This is a genomic window from Deinococcus radiopugnans ATCC 19172, assembly GCF_006335125.1.
Classification (GTDB): Bacteria; Deinococcota; Deinococci; order Deinococcales; family Deinococcaceae; genus Deinococcus; species Deinococcus radiopugnans.
The window spans coordinates 18,483-35,506 of record NZ_VDMO01000018.1; the positions used below are offsets into that span (position 1 = coordinate 18,483).

The window sequence follows — 17,024 nt, forward strand, 5'->3', positions numbered from 1 at the left end:
GGTACCCCCGCAGCCCCGTGTTCAACGAGGAAAACAGCACAGACAACTTGATGAGCCGAAGCTGAGAATAGATGAATGATCGCTGTACTGACCGACTCGACCTGTGATCTTCCGCTGGAAGACGCCCGCAAACTGGGCGTCCACATCATTCCCCTGACCGTTCACATGCAGGAGCGCGACCTGCTCGACTGGCAGGAGGTCGATCCCGATGCCGTCTACCACCACATGAAGTCGGGCGGGACGGCCAGCACCACGCCGGTGGCTGTGGCCGCCTTCGCCGCCCGGTACCGCGAACTGCTCGACACCCACGACGAGGTGGTCAGCATCCACCTGTCGGGCAAGCTCTCCGAGACCGTGGAGCATGCCCGGCGGGCCGTGACGCTGCTGAACATGGAACGGCGCATTCATGTGGTGGACAGTGGACTGGCCAGCAGTCCCCTGGCCGAAGCGGTGCTGGCCGCCCGCACGGCCATCCTGAGCGGAGGTGACCCCGCAAGTGCGGTGCAGGCCGCCAGGGCCGTCTGCGATCAGATCCACACCGAATTCAGCGTGCTGTCGCTGGACTACCTGCGTCGGAGCGGGCGGATTGGCCGCACCCAGGCTTTTTTCGGCAATGCCCTGGGCCTGCGCCCGATCCTGGGTTTCGAGGGCGGCGAACTCAAGGCCCTGCGGCGCTGCAAGGCGGACCACGCCATTCCGGACATGCTGGGTGGGCTGCGTGCCCGCTTCGGCGATCAGCCGCTGTCCATCTCGGTGATTCACGCCGGGCGCGACAGTGGCCGCATCCAGGCCCTGCGCCACGCCGTGACCACCAGCGGCCTGAATGTCAAACAGGCCCGCATGCAGCTGATGGGTCCGGTGATCGGCGCGCACGTGGGGCCGGGAACGTTTGGATTTATGGCCCGCCCGGCCTGAGCGGTGATACGGGCGAGGGGACGCGGCACAAACTTAGCCGCGTCCCCTCGTTTCTGTTGAGTCTTACGCCGTCAGTCCGTCCGCCTCCAGCCGCTCCAGGTAAGCCGCGCCGCCCTCGACCTCGGCCCTGAACCCGGACGCCTCACCGAAGACCAGCGTCTCGGCCAGCGTCTCGGACATCAGGTACTCCTGCCACGCCTCGGCGGCGGCGCGGGCGTCGCCTTCCAGCTCCAGATGCAGGGTGATGCGGTCCTGCACCTCGAATCCGGCCCGCTTGCGCCCGTCCTGGATGCCGCGCACCAGATCGCGGGCCAGTCCCTCCAGCTCCAGCTCGCGCGTCAGCGCCGTGTCGAAAGCCACCAGATACCCGGCCTCCTCCTGAGCGGCGTAGCCTTCGGGGGACTGGGCGTCCACCAGCACCTCGTCCGGCCCCAGCTCGAAGCGCTCGCCCGTCGGCGCGATGACCTCAAACTGCTGGCCGTCCCGCACCGCCCGCGCGATCTCGGAGGCGTCCGCCGCCGCCAGCGCTGCGCGCACCTGCGGCACCGCCTTGCCGAATTTCTTGCCCAGCAGCGGCAGGTTGGGGCGCAGCGTGTAGCTGACCAGCTCGGCGTACTGGTCCAGCAACTCCACCTCCTTCACGTTCAGTTCCTCGCGAATCTGTCCCTCGAACCGGCCCAGCGCCGCCGTCATCTGGGGCGTGCGGGCCCGCAGCAGCACGCGCGGAAGCGGCTGGCGCTGGCGCATCCCGCTGCCGGCACGCACCGCCCGGCCCAGTCCCACCACACGCAGCACGGCGTCCATCTCGCCCACCAGCGCCGGGGCCGCGAGCGACTCGTCCACCGTGGGCCAGCCGGACAGATGGACGCTTTCCGGCGCGGTGTCGTCCACACTCCGCACCAGATTCTGGTACAGCGTCTCGGCCAGGAACGGCGTGAACGGCGCGGTCAGCTGCGTCACCGTCACCAGCGCGTAGTGCAGCGTGGCGTAGGCGCTCAGATCCACCTGCCCGTCCCCAGACCAGAAGCGCCTGCGGTTGCGCCGCACGTACCAGTTGCTCAGATCCTCGGTCACGAAGTCCTGCAGCGCCCGACTTGATCCGGTGGGATCGTAGTTTTCCAGCCGCTCGGTCACGACTGTAATCAGCGCCTGCACCTTCGCCAGCAGCCATCTATCGACTTCCGGGCGTTCCTCCAGCGGCGGTGCGGCCCGCAAGTCCGGTTGGTCCAGATTGGCGTACAGCACAAAGAAGCTGTAGGTGTTCCATAGTGTGAGGAAGTAGCTGCGGAACGCCTCGCCCACCAGGTTCATGCCGAAGCGCCGGGACAGTTCCGGCGGCGCGGACACGTACATGTACCAGCGCGCGGCGTCGGCGCCGTACTGCTCGAACACCGCCCAGGGATCGACGATGTTCCCCTTGCTCTTGGACATCTTCAGGCCCTTCTCGTCCAGGATGTGCCCCGAGCAGATCACCGACTTGTACGCCACCGAATCGAAGACCATCGTGCCGATCTGGTGCAGGCTGTTGAACCACCCGCGCGTCTGATCGATGGCCTCCGCGATGAAGTCGGCGGGAAAGCCCCCGTCCTCAAACTTCGCCTTATTTTCAAACGGATAGTGGTGCTGCGCGAACGGCATCGAGCCGCTGTCGTACCACACGTCCATCACGTAGGGCACGCGCCGGTACGTCTCGCCGCCCAACTCGAAGGTGATGTCATCCACGTAGGGGCGGTGAGGATCGAAGTTCTCCCCCGTGACTTCAGGCCGCCCGCTGAGTTCCGCCAGTTCGGCGTAGCTGCCCACCACCTTGTACTTGCCCCCGTCCGCTGTTTCCCACACCGGCAGCGGCGTGCCCCAGTAGCGGTTGCGCGACAGGTTCCAGTCGATCAGGTTTTCCAGCCAGCCGCCATAGCGCCCGTTCTTGATGTGCGGCGGGTGCCAGTCGATACTCTGGTTCAGCTCGATCAGCCGCTCTTTCAGGGAGGTGTTGTTCAGGTACCAGCTCTCGGTGGCGTAGTACATCAGCGGCGTGCCGCAGCGCCAGCAGTGCGGGTAGCTGTGCATGAAGTTCTTGTCGCGCCACATCACACCGCGCGCCTTGAGATCCCGGATGATGTCCGTGTTGGCGTCGCGGAAAAACACGCCCTTCCACGGGCCGTAACGGTGCTTTCCTTCAGGATCGACGCCCACGATCACCGGGAAGCCGTAGTTCTTCGCCAGCCGCATGTCGTCCTCGCCAAAGGCCGGGGCGGTATGCACGATGCCGGTGCCGTCGCTGTCGGAGACGTAGGTGTCCAGGCCGCTCATCCAGATCGGGGCGCCGTCGCCCTCCGCCTCATACGCCTCGGTGTACAGAGGCTCGTAGCTCAGCCGATCCAGTTCCGTTCCCCGGAACGACTTCACGACTTCCGCGCCTTCGCCCAGCACCTCATTCAGCAGCGTGCGGGCCAGGATCAGCACCTTGCCGTCCTTGTCCTTCGCCGCCACGTACTCGAACTCCGGATGGATCGCGACGCCCACGTTGTACGGCAGTGTCCACGGCGTCGTCGTCCACACCAGAAATGCCGCGCCCGCCTCCAGCCCGATTTTTTGTGGCTCCTTCAGATCCAGCGCCACGTAGATGCTGGGATCCTGGATGTCCTTGTAGCCGTCGCTGACCTCGGCGTTGGACAGCGTGGTGCCGTCTTTGGGGCAGTACGGCGCGACGCGGAAGCCCCGGTACAGCAGCCCCTTCTTCTCCAGCTCGGCCACGCTCCACCACACCGACTCGATGTAGTCCTTGTGCAGCGTCATGTAGGCGTCGTCCAAGTCCACCCAGTAGCCCATGCGCTCGGTGAACCTGCGCCAGTCGGCCTCGTACACGAAAACGCTCTGGCGGCATTCGGCGTTGAACTTGTCGATGCCGTAGGCCTCCACCTCGCGCTTGGAGTTCAGGCCCAGTTTTTTCTCGACGCCGATTTCCACCGGCAAGCCGTGCGTGTCCCAGCCGGCCTTGCGCGGCACGTGGAAGCCCTGCATGGTCTTGAAGCGCGGAAACAGATCCTTGAAACTGCGCGCCTGGACGTGGTGGATGCCCGGCTGCCCGTTGGCGGTAGGCGGCCCCTCGTAAAAGGTGTAGACCGGGCCGGCGGCGGTCTGCTCCAGGCTGCGCTCGAAGATTTTCTTTTCGGCCCACCACTGCTGGGTGGCCTCCTCTAACGCAGGAAATTTGGGATTGGCTTCGACGGGTTTGAAGGTGGACATGTTTCTCCTTCGGAGAGTGGATGGGTGACGGTTGAAAGTTGATGGAGAACAGGGGAGAGACGGTGCGTGGTCAAGTTTTTTCGGCCTTTTTTGGGCGGTTGGACGGTTTGACCATCAGTCCACGATGAACAGCCTGGCCCCGCCCGCCGTGCTGGAGCGGTGGGCCTCGGCGTGATCGGCCACCTGATAGCTGTGGCCGGGCCTGAGGGTGAAGGTGCGGCCATCTTCCAGCTCGGTGTCCAGCTGGCCGTCCAGCACCAGCAGAATGTGGCCCTTGCGGCACCAGTGATCGGCCAGGTAGCCGGGCGAGTACGTCACCATGCGGACGCGAAGACTTCCGAAGTGCTGCGTGCGCCAGTGCGCCACCCCGCTCACGCCGGGATGCTCGGTGACGGGCACCGCAGACCAGTCGGTGACGCCAAACCCAATGTCGTGCATCTGCATGTTTTGCCTCCCCTCCCCGCACAGAAAAAGACGACGCGCCTCAGCTTCTTTGCTGGGACGCGCCGCCTGTGGAGGGCTGATGCGTGGTACCACCCAACTTCGCCGCGCACCGCTGCGGCCTCGTTGCAAGGCCCTCTGTCGGGGGGCGTCCGGGCGGGTCTAGTCGGCCCCTGCGGGCCTTTCTTCCGTCTGCGCGGGAGGTGATGTTCGGCGTGGCGGCTGGTCTGTCAGGCTCTCACCGTCCCTGACTCGCTCCCGACTGCCCTGCGCTGGCGTACTGTCCTCGCGGTCGCGTCTGTTTGCTCACCCCGTTTTCAGGAGTGAAGGACATGGTAGGGCGGCGGGGCCGCGCGGGTCAATGCGCCTGATGGCAGTTGCGCCGGCCTGCAGGCCGTCACCGGAAATTCCCTTCGTGAATCGGGGTATGCTGGGTGTCGCGTTTCTGCCCGCCTTCCCCGCTGCCGCCGCCCGCCCTCACGGTGTATTGGGCGGCGGGCGCGTACAATCCTTGTCAGGGAGTCCCACATGAAGTTGCCTTGTCACCGTCAGGAGAGCCGTCAGTCCATGAACACCTGTTTCATCTCACCCCAGGGAGGCCGTCCGCAGTGACCGAATTCAGCGGCGCCTCGCCCTATACCACGGCCCTGCCGTTTCAGGAACTGCAGCAGAAGATCCTGCCGGAGCTGCACCTGATCGCCGCCGGATACGGCATCGACAACTACCGCAAGCTGAAAAAAGACGCGCTGGCGCTGGCGATCATGGAGCACCAGGCCGACGCCGAGGGCCAGCTGCTGGCGCGCGGCTATCTGGAAATCAGCGCGGACGGCTACGGCTTCCTGCAATCGGACCTGCTGGACCCCAACAGCCGCACGGTGCTGGTCACGGCGGGGCTGATCAAGGCCAACCACCTGCGCACCGGCGATCAGGTGATTGGCCGCGCCCGCCGCCCGCGCGAGAACGAGCGCTTCGGCTCGCTGGTGCAGGTCGAGGCGGTCAACGGGCTGGACCCCGACTCGGCCCGCCGCCGCCCCCGCTTCGATGACCTGACCCCCACTTTCCCCGAGGCGCAACTGGTTCTGGAAGACCCCGGCAACCCCGACGGCCTGAGCCTGCGCGTCGTCGATCTGCTGGTGCCCATTGGGCGCGGGCAGCGGGCGCTGATCGTGGCGCCGCCGAAAGCCGGGAAGACGACGCTGCTGAAGCAGATCGCCAATTCCATCGTCAAGAACTATCCCGATGTGACCGTGATGGTGCTGCTGGTCGACGAGCGTCCCGAGGAGGTCACCGACTTCCGCGAGAGCGTGCAGGGCGCGCAGGTCGTGGCCTCCACCTTTGACGAGCCGCCGCAACACCACGTCCGGGTGGCCGAATTCGTGCATGAACGCGCCCGGCGCATCGTGGAGGACGGCGGCCATGTGGTCATCCTGCTGGACAGCATCACCCGCCTGGCCCGCGCCAACAACCTGGTCACGCCGCCCACAGGACGCACGCTGTCGGGTGGTCTGGACAGCAACGCGCTGCACTGGCCCAAACGCTTCCTGGGCGCGGCGCGCAACATCCGCGAGGGCGGCAGCCTGACCATCCTGGCCACCGCGCTGGTGGAAACCGGCAGCCGCATGGACGACGTGATCTTCGAGGAGTTCAAGGGCACCGGCAACGCCGAACTGGTGCTGTCGCGCCGCCTGGAGGAGCGCCGCATCTTCCCGGCGCTGGACATCATCAAGTCCGGCACCCGCCGCGAGGAACTGCTGCTGCGGCCCGAGGTGCTGAAAAAGATGTGGCTGCTGCGCAAGGTGATCAGCGACATGGACCCCGCCGACGCGATGGAAATGCTGCTCTCGCGCATGGGCAAGACCCGCAACAACGTCGAGTTCCTGCAGAATCTGGCGGGCGGCTGACGCCTGCCGCCTCTCGTGATCCGGAGTCCCTGAACCTTGACTGTCCTGTCTGATGCCCGTCGGTCTGCCCGCAGCCTGATCGGCGCGGCCCTGCTGTGCGCCGGTTTGTTTCCCGCTCAGGCTTCCGCCACGCTGCCTGAACCGCTGGCCGGCATGTTCACCGCCCCCTCCGACCTGTTTGTCCCCGAACCCGAGGTGACCCTGCAGCCCGACACGCGGGGGCCGGCGCTGCAGCTTGTGACCGGGGGGCAGACCACGGCCAAAGCCCTGGCCCGGCGCTACGGCGTGACCGCTGGCGCGGTGCGAACGCTGAACTCCGGCCCCGGCTGGCGGCTGCGGGAGGTGCGGCTGCCCCATCCGGGCGTGGCGCGGGCTCCGGCGCGGCCGACCTCGGTGCAGGGCTACACCGTTCGCCCCGGCGACACCCTGAGCGGCGTGGCCACCCGCCACGGCCTGAGCATGGTGGACCTGCTGAGCGTCAACCTGGACCGCCAGAGCCTCGACACCCTGCGGGCGGGCGAGACCCTGAACATTCCCACCCGTGAGCGCGGCCTGCTGGTGCGTATCAAGCCCGGTCAATCGGCGCTGTCGCTGATCGCCGGGTACGGCGCGGATCTGGTGGCGACTGCCCGCGCCAACGACGTGCTGCCCACCGAACTGCATGTGGGCGACGAACTGCTGCTGCCCGGCATCCGTGCCGAGAGTTTCCGCCAGCAGCTGCTGGCCGCGCGTGAGGCCGAACGCCGGGCGCAGCTGGCCTACGCCCGGCAGCAGAAATACGAGGAATACCTGGCGTGGCAGCAGGACCGCGAGCGTCAGCGCCTGCAGGAAAAGTACGCCCGCCAGGAAAAGTACGAGGCGTACCTGGCCTGGAAGAACAGCCCGGAGCGTCAGCGTCAGCAGGCCGCCTACGAGCGGCAGGCCCGCTACGAGGCGGCGCAGGCCGCGGCGCGGCAGCGGACCAGCGCCGCCGTCCAGCAGGGGGCCAGTCTGCCTGGCCGCGTTCAGACCGCCAGCACCAACCGCATGGGCGGGCTGGCGTGGCCGCTGCGCTCCTTTACCCTGACCAGCCGCTTTGCCGAGCGGGACATCGCCTTCCACCGCGAGGTGTTTCACGGCGGCATCGATCTGGCCGCCCCCTTCGGCACCCCGATCTACGCGGCCAGCGACGGCACGGTGTCGGCCAGCGGCTACGGGGCGTTCGGGCTGAACGTGTGGACCGTGAACGGCACCAGCACCGTGATCTACGGCCACATGAGCCGCACGGCGGTGGTGCCCGGCCAGACCGTCCACACGGGGCAGGTGCTGGGTTATGTCGGCTGCACCGGCGTCTGCACCGGACCACATCTGCATTTCGAGGTGCGGCTGGGGGGCCAGGCGGTGGACCCCCTGGCCTTGCTGCCGTGATCGCCGCACCGTGACGTTCACGCCGTGACGGGCCTCCCGCCGCGCCCGCTGAATCTGCTGGTGGTCGACGATGAGCAGCAGATCCTGGAACTGCTGGAGTTGACCCTGGGCCTGCGGGGCTACGCCGTGTGGACCGCTCTGGACGGCCCGCAGGCGCTGGAGGTCTGCCGCCAGCGTCCGATCGACGTGATCGTCATGGACGTGATGATGTCTCCCTGGGACGGCTTCGAGACGGTGCGGCGGCTGCATGACCAGTACCGCCGGCCAGCCCAGCCTGCCGAGGCCGGGGCCGCCGCACCCATGCCGCCCGTCGTCTTTCTTTCCGGCCTCAATCCTCCGGAAGCCCTGCCGGAACTGGCCGGGCAGCTGGTCCAGACGTATCTGGTCAAGCCGTTCCGCCCCACCGAGCTGATCCTGGCCATCGAGCGTGTCTGGGCGGCCCAGCACGGCCACCCGGAAAACTGACCCCACTCACATCCGCTTTCTGGCCCTATGTGTGGGGGCAGTTGCGGCCTATGCTGCGGCCATGAGCGAACCCACTGCCCAGACTCCCCAGCCCCAGCAGACCTACCTCAACTTCGGCTTTGCCGAGATGTTTAAGGGCGGCGTGATCATGGACGTGGTCACGGCCGATCAGGCGCGCATCGCCGAAGCTGCCGGCGCCACCGCCGTGATGGCGCTGGAGCGCGTCCCGGCCGATATCCGGGTGGACGGCGGCGTGGCCCGCATGAGCGATCCCAAGATGATCAAGGAGATCATCGCGGCGGTGACCATTCCGGTGATGGCCAAGGTCCGCATCGGCCACATCGTCGAAGCGCAGATCCTGCAGGCGCTGGGCGTGGATTTCATCGACGAATCCGAGGTTCTGACCCCGGCCGACGAGCAGTTCCACATCCTGAAGTCCGAGTTCAAGGTGCCGTTCGTGTGCGGCGCCAAGAACCTGGGCGAGGCGCTGCGCCGCGTGGGCGAGGGTGCGAGCATGATCCGCACCAAGGGCGAGGCCGGCACCGGCAACGTGGTGGAGGCCGTGCGCCACGCCCGCACCGTGCTGGGCGAGATCCGCACCATCCAGGCCCGCCCCGCCGAGGAACTGATGACGGTGGCCCGTGACCTGCAGGCCCCCTACGAGCTGGTCCGCTACGTGCACCAGCACGGCAAGCTGCCCGTGGTGAACTTCGCCGCCGGTGGCGTGGCCACCCCCGCCGACGCCGCCCTGATGATGGTTCTGGGTCTGGACGGCGTGTTCGTCGGCAGCGGCATCTTCAAGAGCGACAACCCCGAGCGCCGCGCGCAGGCCATCGTCAAGGCCGTGACCCACTTCCAGAACCCGGAAGTGCTGGCCGAGGTCAGCGAGGACCTGGGCGCCCCGATGACCGGCATCAACATCGACGACCTGATTCCCGCCGAGCGTCTTGCGTCACGTGGCTGGTAAACCGCTGCATATTGGCGTCCTGGCCCTCCAGGGCGCCTTTCGCGAGCACCGGCAGCGGCTGGAGTCGCTGGGCGCACTGGTGCGGGAAGTGCGCCTGCCCGCCGATTTAGTTGGGCTGGACGGACTGGTCCTGCCGGGAGGAGAGAGCACCACCATGGCGCGGCTGCTCACGGAATACGCGCTGTGGCAGCCGATCCGCAAGTTCCACGCAGGTGGTGGGGCCGTCTGGGGCACCTGCGCCGGCGCGATTTTGCTGGCCCGCGAGGTGCGCGGCGCGCCGCCGCAATTCGGCGGCCAGCAGGCGAGCCTGGGACTTCTGGACGCCGCTGTGCAGCGCAACGCTTTTGGCCGGCAGATCAATTCCTTTGCCGCAACGCTGCCTGTCAGCGGACTGGAGGAGCCGTTCCCGGCTGTCTTTATCCGTGCACCCGCCTTCAGCGACGTCGGTTCGCAGGCCACCGTGCTCGCCACATGGGAAGGTCAGGCTGTGATGTTGCGGCAGGATGCTGTCCTGGCCACAGCCTTCCATCCTGAGCTCAGCCCGGATGCCCGAATACACGCGCTGTTCCTGATGAAGGTGGCCGAAACCAAGACTGAGATGACATAGGCAACAAAATTTTCACGAGCAAGTAATATCGTGAAACAATTCACTTACGTATAATAGCCTCTTTAGCCCAACCGCGACCGCTCTGCAGCAAAGGCCATCCGGTGCGAATCAAGCGACTCCGACAGGGGAGTGGGGACTTCGGTCTCGCCGCGCAGCGAGGCCAGCCACGCCTGCACCAACGCCACGTCGCCGCCGCCGTGGTTGCCGCTGGCGTCCACCGTCCGGAGATCTATCGTGCCATTCCGGAAATCGTGCAGTTCCAGTTCGCCCCGGTCCATGTGGCCGCGCAGTTCGCCGTGCGTGCCGAGCAGCTTGAGGGTCCGGGTGTTGTTGTGCGTAAAGGCACTGACGCTCAGGCTGGCCGTCACGCCGTTGGCGAAGGTCACGTTCACGGTCTGGTGGTCGGCGACATTGTTCAGCCCCAGATACACGCACTGACCGTATGGCCCGGTGTTCAGAGCTTCAGCTGGCGACTGCTCCCCAGCGGTCAGCACCGTGTTGGGCCACGCGTCGGGCGGGCGGGTGCCGTAGATGCGGCGGGCGTCGTAGGGGCAGTCCGGCACCCGGCAGGTCACGCAGCGGTCCGACGCTCCGGGCGGCGCGTGTTCCGGGCGAAAATGGTGCAGTCCGCCCTGGCTGTCCACCCGAGACGGCGGCGCACCCGCAAACCAGCGCAGCAGGTCCAGGTCATGACAACTCTTGGCCAGCACAAAGGGAGCCGCCGGGGGTGAGGCCCGCCAGTTGCCGCGCACGAACGAGTGGGCGTAGTGCCAGTACGCCACGTTCTCTGCGTGCTGAATCCCCACCAGTTGACCCAGGCGCCCAGCGTCCAGCACCTGCCGGATCGCCTGAAAAAACAGGGTGGCCCGCAGGACGTGACAGACGCTCACGCGGCCCGTCGACTGCGCCTCGGCCTGAAGCAGCAGGTCCAGCTCGGCCTCCTGCAAGCAGATCGGCTTTTCCAGCAGCACGTCGTAGCCCAGCGCCAGTGCCTGCAGGCACGGCGTGACGTGCTGGTCGTCGGGGGTGGCGACCACCACCGCGTCGGCCACCCGCCCCAGCGCAAAAAACGCGTCCCAGTCCGGAAAACAGACCGCTGGTGGCAGGCCATGCCGGGCGGCCACCTCCGCGAGTCGGGCCGGGCGCGGGTCCACCAGATGCGTCACGCGCGCCCCCTGGGCCGCCAGATGCCGGGCGTACACGTCCCCGCCCCGGTTGCCGCAGCCCAGGATGGCCACCGTGACGGCCTTCACCGCCATTCCACCCCCCAGCCCACACCGTCGGGCCGGGCCAGCTCACCCGCCGTCCATTCCAGGCCGGCATACGGATCGTCGGCCAGCAGCAGCGCCCCGTCCAGATCGGCCCAGTCGCACAGGCCAGCCAGATGTGCGGCGGCGGCGATGCCCAGACTGCTCTCGATCATGCAGCCGATCATGACGCCCATGCCGTGGGCGCGGGCCAGCCGCAGCGCCGTGAGCGCCCGCAGCGGGCCGCCCAGCTTGGCCAGCTTGAGGTTCACGCCGTCGAAGGCGTCGGCCAGGGCGATCACGTCCCGGACGTGGTGCAGGCTCTCGTCGGCCACGATGGGGACGCGGGACACGCGGCGCAGTTCGGCGTGGCCCTCCAGATCGTCCGCCGCCAGAGGCTGCTCGACCAGCTCCACGCGGGCGGCGTCCAGCACGCCCAGCATGCGTTTGGCCTGCGGGCGGGTCCAGGCGGCGTTGGCGTCCACGCGCAGGGTCACGTTCGGCACCTCCTCGCGCAGCGCTTCCAGAATGGCCGTGTCGCGCGCCGTCCCCAGCTTGACCTTGAGAACCGTGTGCCCGGCGGCCACCGCCTCGCGGGCCTGCCGCCGCATGTCGGGCAGCTCGGCCAGGCTGACCGTGAAGCTGCTACGCGGCAGCGGGGCGGGGGAGAGGCCCAGCAGCCGCCACACCGGCAGGCCCGCCGACACCGCGCACCACTCCAGCGCCGCCATTTCCAGCGCGCACTTGACCGAGGGGTGATCGTGCGGCATGCGCGCCGCGAGCCCTGCGTGCAGCCCGTCCCAGTCCCGGGGATCGGTCAGCGCATCCGCGAGCAGCGGCAGCACCGCCTCCACCGTGCCGCGCGTCTCGCCGTAGAAGGCGTTGGGGGCGGCCTCGCCACGCCCTGAGATTCCGTCCTGGGTGAAGGTCACAAAAGTGCGCGGGTACACGCTGTGGGTCCAGCGCGCGATACCGAAGGGCTGGGCGGTGTGCAGCTCCAGCGTTTCCCAGTTCACGTTCATAGGGGCCGCGCTCATGCGGTCCACCGCCCGAAGCCGGTGCAGCCTGCCGCAAGTCGCTGCCCGTACTCGCCCTCGCCCAGGGTTTCCACCGTCACACGCATATGGGTGGCATTGGCGTGGACCATGCGCTGCCCGTCCAGCATGACGCCGACGTGACCGGGAAAGAAGGCCAGATCGCCGCGCTGGGGGGCCGTGACGACCGTCAATGCCTCCTGCTGCTGGTCCGCGTCGCGGGGAAGGAACTGCCCGAAGGCGGCGAAGGCCAGCTGGCTCAGGCCCGAGCAGTCCAGCCCCCATGCGCTGCGCCCGCCCCAGACATACGGGGTGTCCAGAAAGCGCAGGGCCAGCGCCGCCGGGTCTGCGTCCTCAAGGGGGGAAAGGACAGGCTCGCCCACCCAGGCGGCCGTGCCGCCCGGCAGCACCACGGGCACCCAGCGCCGCCCACCTTCCTCGACCACCTCGCCCGGCGCACGGGTCATCCTGGCCCCCAGGCACAGCTCGCCAACAATCGGCTGGCTGACCTTCGGCCCGGCGAAGGCGTGGGCGCGCAGGGCGGTGACGGTGAGGGTTTCACCGCTGGGGGGCGCGGTCAGGCCGCCCAGCCGCGTCCAGCCCAGGTAGCGGTCCTGCCCCGTCCGGACGTATACCCAGCCGTGCCCGTCGTCCCACAGGCGCTCCAGCGCCTCGCCGGGCAACGCTTCGCTGACCTGGGCGGCGTCCGTGCGCGGCGCGGCGCGCAGGCTCAGGCGAGCGGCGGCAGCCACGGGGCGGGGCGTGACATACGTCCAGCCGCTGCCCTCCAGCTGACCGCGCAGGCTTTCCTCGGCGTGCCGGGTCTCGGGGTGGTGGGCGTGGGTCCGGGGATCGGGCGGGAGGGGCACCATGCCCGACAGGGTAGCGGGAAATCCGTACTGGGGCGCGGCGGCGTTACAGGTACGTCGTCAGCCAGCGCCGCCAGTTGTCGCTTGCCACGCCTGCCCGGTGTTCGGCAGGCAAGCGGTCCAGAAAACGGGGGAGATCGCGGTAGCTCCCCACGCCCACCGGGGTCTTCTCGGCCCCGAAGCCGCCGTCCATGTCGCTGCCCAGGGCCACGCGGTCCCAGCCGACCAGTTCGGCGTAGTGCCGGGCGTGGGCGGCCAGATCCTCCAGCGTCGCACCGTGCGTGGCCCCGTCGCGGATGAACGCACTCAGGAAGACCAGCCCGATCACCCCGTCCTGTCTGGCAATGGCCCGCACCATCTCGTCGCTCAGGTGGCGGTTGCCGGGCACCAGCGCGCGGGCGTTGGAGTGCGAGGCGATCATGCGTGGCCCGATCTCGGCGACATCCCAGAACGCGGCGTCGTCGAGATGCGAGGCGTCCAGCGCAATGTTCAGGTCCCGCATGGCCGTCACCAGCGCCCGGCCCGCCTCCGTCAGCCCTCCCGGCGCTCCGGTGCCGCCGGCGTACCGCGTCGCGCCCCAGGCCGGGCCAATCAGTCGCACGCCCGCGTCCACCCAGAACGGCAGGTCGTCGGCGTCCCGCAGCGGATCGGCTCCCTCCATCAGCAGCACGACGCCGGGGGGGCCGTCCGGCCCCTCCAAGTGGGCGCGGACCTCGGCCCCCGAGCGCAGCAGCCGGATGTGGCCGCCGTCTTCCCAGCGGCGGTACACGTCCAGCTGCGCCAGCGCCTGCGCCCGCGCGCCGACGTGATCGGTGTAGCCCGTGGGCGAGTCCGGCGTGCGCGGCAGCGCGAACAGCGTCCCGAAGCACACCCGCAGGCCCGCCGCCCGCATCTCCGAAAAGGTGGTGGTGGCGGTCTGGCCCTCCACCGGGTCCACCGCCCGCAGGCCGTCCAGGGGCAGCGTCAGGTCGCGCCCGTTCAGCGCGTTGTAGGCCAGGTCCAGGTGACCGTCGATCAGCATGGGCCGCCCACCCCGGCGGGCACCCTTTCTCCCACCAGGCCCAACACCGCGCGCAGGTCGTGGATGGCCTCCTCGTCTTGCCCCTGCAGATCGATCACCGTGGCCTGCATGCCCAGCGCGCGGGCGGCCTCCACGTTTTCCGGCTTGTCGTCCACGAACAGGATCTCGGCCGGCCGCAGGCCCAGCGCGTCGGCCGCGTGCAGAAACGCCCCCGCGTCCGGCTTGTGCACGCCCACCGCACACGTCGCCACGGCGACATCCACCAGATCGTCCAGACCCACCGCCTCCAGCGTGCGGTCGATGCTGGGCAGCGTGTTGCTCAGCACGCCGATCTTCAGCCCCTGGGCGCGCAGTGCCCGCAGCACCTCTCGGGCATGCGGCACCGGCTTCATGAACCGCTCGTAGGGGTACTCGGCCATGAAGACGGCGGCCTCGGCAGGGGGCAGGCCCAACCGTCCCATCAGCTCCTGGCCGTAGCCGTCCCAGAAGGCGGTCTCGTCGTCCTCGGTGCGCAGGTCCCACCATGTCAGCGCCCGTTCCTGCCAGTGACGCAGCATCTCCGCACCCACCACTCGCGCGTCCAGCCCATACTCCTCGGCAGCCCAGCGCGCAGCCTCGGCGTAGACCTCGCGGTCCGTGAAGGCGATGGTGTCGTCCCGGTCGAACAGGACTGCTCGGACAGGGGACAGGCTGATTCGGTTCGGCGGCGCTGCGGGCTGTGGCGTCATGCGCTCCATCCTAGTGATCCGGCCGGCCGCCGAGGTAACGGAAGACTGAATCGAGCCTGAATTGAGCCGCGGACGACTCTCTCTGTCTTTTTTCACGGGTTTTGAGCAATAAAATTTTTTCTTATAACCTTAAGAGGCCAGTCAGCGCAACTGCGTTGCTAAACCGTGCACAAAACTCTATGCTCCTGTCATGTCTCTGGACGCCTTTCCCGAACACATCCTGCTGACGCCCGGCCCCACCCCGCTCCACCCGCACGCCCTGCAGGCCCTGTCCCGTCCGATGCTGGGCCACATGGACCCGGAGGTTTTCGCCCTGAACTGCGAGATTCAGGGTGATCTGCGCGTGATGTACGGCACGGCTCCGGGCACGTTCACGGCGCTGCTGGCCGGCACCGGCAGCCTGGGCATGGAGGCCGGCTTCGCCAATCTGGTGGAGGCGGGCGACGAGGTGCTGGTCTGCGCCAACGGCAGCTTCGGGCGGCGCATGGCCGAGATGGCGGCCCGGTACGGCGCGAGGGTGCGGGTGGTCACGGCCCCGCTGGGCGAGGCGATCCGTGCCGACGACGTGGCGGCAGAACTGGCGAAAAGCGGTGACATCCGCATGGTGGCCGTCGTCCACGGCGAGACCAGCACCGGCGTGCTGAACCCGGTGCCCGAGATCGCCGAACTGGTGCGCGACACCGGGGCGCTGCTGGCGGTGGACGCGGTGACGACGGCGGGCATGGAGCCGTTCCACATGGCCCGGTGGGGGGTGGACTACGCCTACACCGGCGCGCAAAAGTGCCTGTCGGCCCCTCCCGGCGTGGCGCCGGTGGCCATCAGTGAGCGGGCGCTGGCGCGGCACGCTGCCCGGCGCACCCCCACGCCGCTGTGGTACTGCGACTTTGAGGGCCTGCGCGACTACTGGACGCGGCAGACCTACCACCACACCGTGCCGGTCAACCTGCACTTCGCCCTCCACGCCGCGCTGCGGGCTGCCCTGGACGAGGGGATGGCGGCCCGCCAGCGCCGCGTGCAGCAGGTGGGCGAGGCAATCGTGAGCGCCCTGGCGCCCCTGGGCTTCTCGCCGTACGTGCGCCGACCACAGGACCGCCTGCCCACCGTGCTGGCCCTGCGCCTGCCGCAGGGCTTCGACGACGCGGGCGTGCGTCAGGCCCTGCGGGCACGCGAGATCAGCGTGACCGGCGGCCTCGGCCCCACGGCCGGCCAGATCTGGCGGCTGGGCCTGATGGGCGAGGCCGCCCGGCCCGGCCCCTACCGCGCGCTGATGAGAGCGCTGGAAGATCTGCTGGGCGTGCGCGGCGTGATGGAACGGTTTGAGGCGGCGCTGGACGGCGTGCTGGTTTGAGCTTCTGACAGGGAAAGGGGGCGAGCCGTTCCAGGGTGCCCCCTTTCCCTGTGTCGGCTGCTACCCCATCCGCCCGGTCTTGATCACGTCCGCGATCACCGGCGGCAGGCTCCAGGCCATGATGTCGAAGGCGCTGGAGGCGTAGTCGTAGGTGATCTTGTGCAGCGAGACCCTGGGTTTGCGCCCCACGCAGTCCACGATCACCACGTCCGCGCCGGGTTCATGGTTCAGGCTCAGGCCCACGCTGCCGGGATCGACGAAGGTGGTCTCGCCGATCACCCGTGAGAACGGCACATGCGAGCCGCCCACCACGATCACCCGCGCGCCCAGCGTCTCGGCCAGGTCCTCCAGTTCGCGCTCGCCCGCCATCAGGTCCAGGCGCTGTTCAGGATCGTGGGGGCCGCCGTGGAAGTAGCGCACCCGGCCCACCGGGGTCATGATGCGTCCGCCCGGCGGCAGGCGGCGCAGGAATTCGGTCTGCTCGGGGGTCAGCATCTTCTTGGTCCAGGTCAGGACCTGATCGGCCACCCCGCGCCGCCCCTCGCGGTCCCCCAGATCGATGGCGACGCGCATGTCGCTGGACCCCAGCCCGGTGGCCCAGCCCTCACGCTTGACAAAATCGATCACCGGGCCGGGGCTGGCGCCGTAGCCGACCAGATCGCCCACCACGATCACCTGATTGACGATGTTCTCGGTGAGGAACCGTTTGACCGCCGTCAGGGCGTGGATATTTCCGTGAATGTCGCTGATGAAGGCCAGTCTCAAGGTGCAGCCATCTTAACCCAGGGCCGGCGGCAGCGACAGCCGACATGCGGCGCGTCCTCATGCCCC

General features: G+C 68.4%; 15 protein-coding genes. 7 read left to right on the forward strand and 8 right to left on the reverse strand.

Features of this window, described 5'->3' with window-relative positions:
• The first annotated feature begins 75 nt into the window (after nt 1–75).
• Complete coding sequence (locus FHR04_RS15165; protein WP_139404152.1) at nt 76–915, forward strand: DegV family protein; 840 nt, start codon at nt 76–78, stop codon at nt 913–915.
• A gap of 63 nt (nt 916–978) precedes the next feature.
• Here FHR04_RS15165 and ileS read toward each other — a convergent pair whose 3' ends face one another.
• Both ileS and FHR04_RS15175 read right to left on the reverse strand, forming a co-directional pair.
• Nucleotides 979–4,158 carry an isoleucine--tRNA ligase gene (gene ileS, locus FHR04_RS15170; protein WP_139404153.1) on the reverse strand — a complete coding sequence of 1,060 codons (3,180 nt, stop codon included), beginning with the start codon at nt 4,156–4,158 and terminating at the stop codon, nt 979–981.
• A 114-nt stretch (nt 4,159–4,272) separates the two neighbouring features.
• The gene (locus FHR04_RS15175) at nt 4,273–4,602 is read right to left on the reverse strand and encodes a DHCW motif cupin fold protein (protein ID WP_139404154.1); all 330 of its coding nucleotides are present in this window, start codon (nt 4,600–4,602) and stop codon (nt 4,273–4,275) included.
• Between the two features lie 605 nt (nt 4,603–5,207).
• On the opposite strand from FHR04_RS15175, the gene rho reads away from it, so the two are divergent.
• The 5 genes from rho to pdxT all read left to right on the forward strand — a co-directional run bounded on the left by rho (nt 5,208) and on the right by pdxT (nt 9,946).
• On the forward strand, nt 5,208–6,500 hold the full coding sequence (rho, locus tag FHR04_RS15180) for a transcription termination factor Rho (RefSeq protein WP_139404155.1): 1,293 nt from the start codon (nt 5,208–5,210) through the stop codon (nt 6,498–6,500).
• A 36-nt stretch (nt 6,501–6,536) separates the two neighbouring features.
• Complete coding sequence (locus FHR04_RS15185; RefSeq protein WP_249039152.1) at nt 6,537–7,907, forward strand: M23 family metallopeptidase; 1,371 nt, start codon at nt 6,537–6,539, stop codon at nt 7,905–7,907.
• Nucleotides 7,908–7,931: 24 nt separating this feature from the next.
• Nucleotides 7,932–8,372 (forward strand): response regulator, encoded by a 441-nt coding sequence (locus tag FHR04_RS15190; protein ID WP_245616445.1) that lies wholly within the window; start codon nt 7,932–7,934, stop codon nt 8,370–8,372.
• A 61-nt stretch (nt 8,373–8,433) separates the two neighbouring features.
• Complete coding sequence (gene pdxS / locus FHR04_RS15195) at nt 8,434–9,339, forward strand: pyridoxal 5'-phosphate synthase lyase subunit PdxS (RefSeq protein ID WP_139404156.1); 906 nt, start codon at nt 8,434–8,436, stop codon at nt 9,337–9,339.
• Nucleotides 9,329–9,946: a pyridoxal 5'-phosphate synthase glutaminase subunit PdxT gene (pdxT, locus tag FHR04_RS15200; protein ID WP_375782581.1), complete on the forward strand. Its 618-nt coding sequence runs from the start codon at nt 9,329–9,331 to the stop codon at nt 9,944–9,946. The genes pdxS and pdxT overlap by 11 nt, the downstream gene beginning before the upstream one ends.
• 62 nt (nt 9,947–10,008) lie before the next feature.
• On the opposite strand, the gene FHR04_RS15205 is transcribed toward pdxT, so the two are convergent.
• From FHR04_RS15205 to FHR04_RS15225, 5 genes are read right to left on the reverse strand one after another with little or no spacing between them, the layout of a single operon-like run.
• Nucleotides 10,009–11,205, reverse strand: coding sequence for a Gfo/Idh/MocA family protein (locus tag FHR04_RS15205; RefSeq protein WP_139404157.1), 1,197 nt, complete (start codon nt 11,203–11,205; stop codon nt 10,009–10,011).
• The gene (locus FHR04_RS15210) at nt 11,196–12,230 is read right to left on the reverse strand and encodes a dipeptide epimerase (protein WP_249039153.1); all 1,035 of its coding nucleotides are present in this window, start codon (nt 12,228–12,230) and stop codon (nt 11,196–11,198) included. Before FHR04_RS15210 ends, FHR04_RS15205 begins: the two co-directional genes overlap by 10 nt.
• Entirely contained in the window at nt 12,227–13,099 is an 873-nt protein-coding gene (locus tag FHR04_RS15215) for a C40 family peptidase (protein WP_139404158.1), read from the reverse strand. Before FHR04_RS15215 ends, FHR04_RS15210 begins: the two co-directional genes overlap by 4 nt.
• A gap of 43 nt (nt 13,100–13,142) precedes the next feature.
• Nucleotides 13,143–14,117, reverse strand: coding sequence for a dipeptidase (locus tag FHR04_RS15220; RefSeq protein WP_139404159.1), 975 nt, complete (start codon nt 14,115–14,117; stop codon nt 13,143–13,145).
• Complete coding sequence (locus FHR04_RS15225) at nt 14,111–14,845, reverse strand: HAD family hydrolase (RefSeq protein ID WP_139404160.1); 735 nt, start codon at nt 14,843–14,845, stop codon at nt 14,111–14,113. Before FHR04_RS15225 ends, FHR04_RS15220 begins: the two co-directional genes overlap by 7 nt.
• 190 nt (nt 14,846–15,035) lie before the next feature.
• Between FHR04_RS15225 and FHR04_RS15230 the strand changes: the two genes are divergently transcribed.
• Entirely contained in the window at nt 15,036–16,193 is a 1,158-nt protein-coding gene (locus FHR04_RS15230; RefSeq protein WP_039683687.1) for an aminotransferase class V-fold PLP-dependent enzyme, read from the forward strand.
• 60 nt (nt 16,194–16,253) lie between these two features.
• Here FHR04_RS15230 and FHR04_RS15235 read toward each other — a convergent pair whose 3' ends face one another.
• On the reverse strand, nt 16,254–16,958 hold the full coding sequence (locus FHR04_RS15235) for a metallophosphoesterase family protein (protein WP_039683689.1): 705 nt from the start codon (nt 16,956–16,958) through the stop codon (nt 16,254–16,256).
• Between the last annotated feature and the right edge of the window lie 66 nt (nt 16,959–17,024).